3 protein-coding genes are annotated in these 3,001 nt (G+C 49.1%); 1 reads left to right on the top strand and 2 read right to left on the bottom strand.

Features of this window, described 5'->3' with window-relative positions; all coding sequences use genetic code 11:
* Positions 1-712: 712 nt before the first annotated feature.
* A complete protein-coding gene (locus ACJ8IL_RS24700; RefSeq protein WP_319845957.1) occupies positions 713-1,069 on the bottom strand; it encodes an entry exclusion protein 1 in 357 nt (118 codons plus the stop codon).
* A 1,327-nt stretch (positions 1,070-2,396) separates the two neighbouring features.
* On the opposite strand from ACJ8IL_RS24700, the gene ACJ8IL_RS24705 reads away from it, so the two are divergent.
* On the top strand, positions 2,397-2,705 hold the full coding sequence (locus tag ACJ8IL_RS24705; RefSeq protein ID WP_197825491.1) for a type II toxin-antitoxin system RelE/ParE family toxin: 309 nt from the start codon (positions 2,397-2,399) through the stop codon (positions 2,703-2,705).
* An 18-nt stretch (positions 2,706-2,723) separates the two neighbouring features.
* Here ACJ8IL_RS24705 and ACJ8IL_RS24710 read toward each other — a convergent pair.
* A partial coding sequence (locus tag ACJ8IL_RS24710; protein ID WP_442516912.1) for a helix-turn-helix domain-containing protein occupies positions 2,724-3,001 on the bottom strand: 278 nt, incomplete at its 5' end.

The following is a 3,001-nucleotide window of genomic DNA, read 5'->3' on the forward strand; positions in this document are numbered from 1 at the left end:
CTGGCTAACACCAAGCTTATCGGCAGCGCCAGCCTGAGACCACCCTTCATTTCTAATCATCTCAGCAATGATGATCAGCAGTTTGCTCTTAAGGGTTAACATGTTGAGCTCAACAGAGTCTTTAGCGAAGAGCTCGAATGGATTGCTAACTTTACTTAGCATGTCGGCCTCCTCTTTCTGCGAGTGAAATATACGATTCAAAAAAGAATGTGCAAATAAGCATAATCATGGGCGCAGTATTATACGCAGCTCATTTACGCGGTCAACATATTATACAAAATTTTGTATAAGCACAATGTTGTTATAGTGCTGTTTGATCACTTAATCAAGACTTTTTGAGAAGATTTTTTCTAAGCACCCCATCCAACACATTCCAGAAATACCACCTCTTAGATAAAGAAAAGACAGCAAACCACATAGATATTTACCATAACATCCGTTTCCCGCACCGCCTCAGGCGCCCTATGTGCGCTTGAACAACCAAAGCAGTAAAACCCCCTCACTTCTCCGCAAGAAAGCCCGCAAAATGGCGTACAGGCCGTTTGGCGGCATGAATGGTTATGCAACCCAGCACGCAGAGGCCAGTTTCAGAGAGAAACGCGACCGAATCGCGTGTTTTTGCCGTTCTGCCAATGTGAGAAACGGTGAACGGGCGGGCAATTCATTGCACGGCCGTGAGGCGTTGGCCAAGCCGGCGGCGCGGCAGTGGGGATCAACGGCGCCAGCGCTGCCACCACCGTTTGACGATCGCCGGCTCCGCCGGGGTCGGATGGTGCTCCAGACGCAAGACCGCCGCTTTCAAATCGGCGACCTCCTGCCGTAATGCGCGTATTTCGGCGAGTAATACCGCCTGATCTTCGGTGCCAACAGGGTGTGACACCGTGTGCCGCGCATTCGTGCCATCGGGTTGCAGCTCGCCGTACACACGCAGCAATTCCGTGGTTTCTAACTCCCTCTTGCCATCGGCATTAGTTCGCCATGACACGCGGCCTGCCGCCATATCACGGTAGAGCGTCCGCCGACTTTTTCTGGTCAATGCCTGTGCCTGCGCCACACTGTGCCATGCCATAGGAACCTCCTTTTTTTGGCACAGTATAGGGGAGATTCGGGGTGTCGGGGCTTCGCCTGACCAGCTTGTTGTCAAAGGCGGTAATGACAACACATTTCCTGCCCGTCACCCTCGTTTTGGACGCGTCGCCCACGGCGGTGCTACAAAACATATCCTGTCCTGCATGAGAGCCACCGGCAGGGTCGGCAACACGTCACCGAATGAAGGCATGTAATGACGTCAAACGGGAACACGTTGCCTATCTTGCATCGTCAACAAAAGCCCCACGATGACCGTGCGACACATCAGCTACAGATGCACTTCCGCTTCCTCGCGTTGACAGACTACGCTAGCCAACACTGCGGCGAGCGGTGAGGATAAAAAGGGAAGGATGAAGGAGTGAGCTGCATGCAGAAAGGCGGGAAAAGGCCACAGCCCGCCGGGCTGTTTTTCCATAGGCTCCGCCCTCCTGACGAGCTTCACAGAAATCAATGGATTTCCGGCGCTCAAATCAGAAGCGGCGAAACCTGACAGGACTTAAAGATCCCCACCGTTTCCGATGGGTCGCTCCCTCGTGCGCTCTCCTGTTCCCACCCTGAGGTTTACCCGTTGCAGTCCGCCGTAAGGTGGCGTTTTCTCATTCCTTCCCGCGCAACTGGGTGCCTTGTAGGTGGTTCGCTCCAAGCTGGACTATCTGCACGAACTCCCCGTTTAGTCCGACTACCACGGCCATCAGGTAACATGCTCTTGAATCCAACCCTGATAGACACGAAAAATCGCCAATGGCGGCAGCCACATGGAACTGAAGAAGAGGAGAAGATAATGAGAGTTCTTGAAGTGTGGCGTAAGTTGAGGCTACACTGAAAGGACAGCATTTGGTGACTCGTCTCCTCCAAGACAGTTACCACGGTTCAGAAACTTGCCGGTTTACTGAACCATCGAAAAACCACCTTGCCGGGTGGTTTTTTCGTTTTCACAGCTAGACTACGCCGTCCTATTCATAAACGTCAAGAATCCCCACGCAAGGCAACCCACTAAAACTTAAAGCATCAGTGTAAAACCATAGAGTTACACTGGCACATCGATCTGACAACAAAGCAAATCACAGAACATTAATCCTGAAACCAATCAAAAATGACAAAAAAACAGAGCATAATACAAGCCATTTAATGCATAGTCAGAATATATAATTTTTTGTATATGCAAGTGTTTCTTGTCGAAAAAACCGAGGTATAATCCTTAGGATATTTGTGGCAGGAGCAACCAAACCAAAACTGGCCGCTCCTGGTATGACTAAAACCAACCGAGGGTTCACATATGAACGTTTAAACACCATAGGAGGTGAAAAATGAAGAAGTTAGAGCTGTGTTTTATTGGTGGTTCAAAAGACGAGTTCAAAGAGTTAGCGATAGAACGGTTTGCTGTAGATCTGGAAATGATGATGAACGGGCTACAACCGTTATCTCAAAGCAAGCCACTAAATGGACTCGGAAAAGGTGTGTTTGAACTGAAGAAAAATGGCCGCCCAGCCTACAGATGTGTTTACGTAATCAAAAACCAAACGATCTACGTACTACACGCCTTCAGTAAGACTGCAAACGGCACACCGAAATCGAACGAAACAACGATAAAACAAAGATATAAATCAATACCTTAAGCATTCATAAGGCGGTTCTTACACAACCGCCTTTTTAACATCAACCTGAAGAGGGCTTTCTTTGTCGTGCGGCCGAAATGTCACATCGATGACAAAACCAATGCGGCACAACATCTCCAATAAGGTATCAATAGCAAACTTTGAAACATGGCCATTCATGAGATTACTCACGCGCGGCTGGCTAACACCAAGCTTATCGGCAGCGCCAGCCTGAGACCACCCTTCATTTCTAATCATCTCAGCAATGATGATCAGCAGTTTGCTCTTAAGGGTTAACATGTTGAGCTCAACAGAGT

The sequence above is a fragment of the Serratia sp. CY47444 genome (assembly GCF_052168635.1).
GTDB lineage: Bacteria > Pseudomonadota > Gammaproteobacteria > Enterobacterales > Enterobacteriaceae > Serratia > Serratia bockelmannii.

Coding starts and splice junctions, on each gene's coding strand:
- ACJ8IL_RS24700 (WP_319845957.1), bottom strand. CDS start 1,069: ATGGCATGGCACAGTGTGGCGCAGGCACAGGCATTGACCAGAAAAAGT.
- ACJ8IL_RS24705 (WP_197825491.1), top strand. CDS start 2,397: ATGAAGAAGTTAGAGCTGTGTTTTATTGGTGGTTCAAAAGACGAGTTC.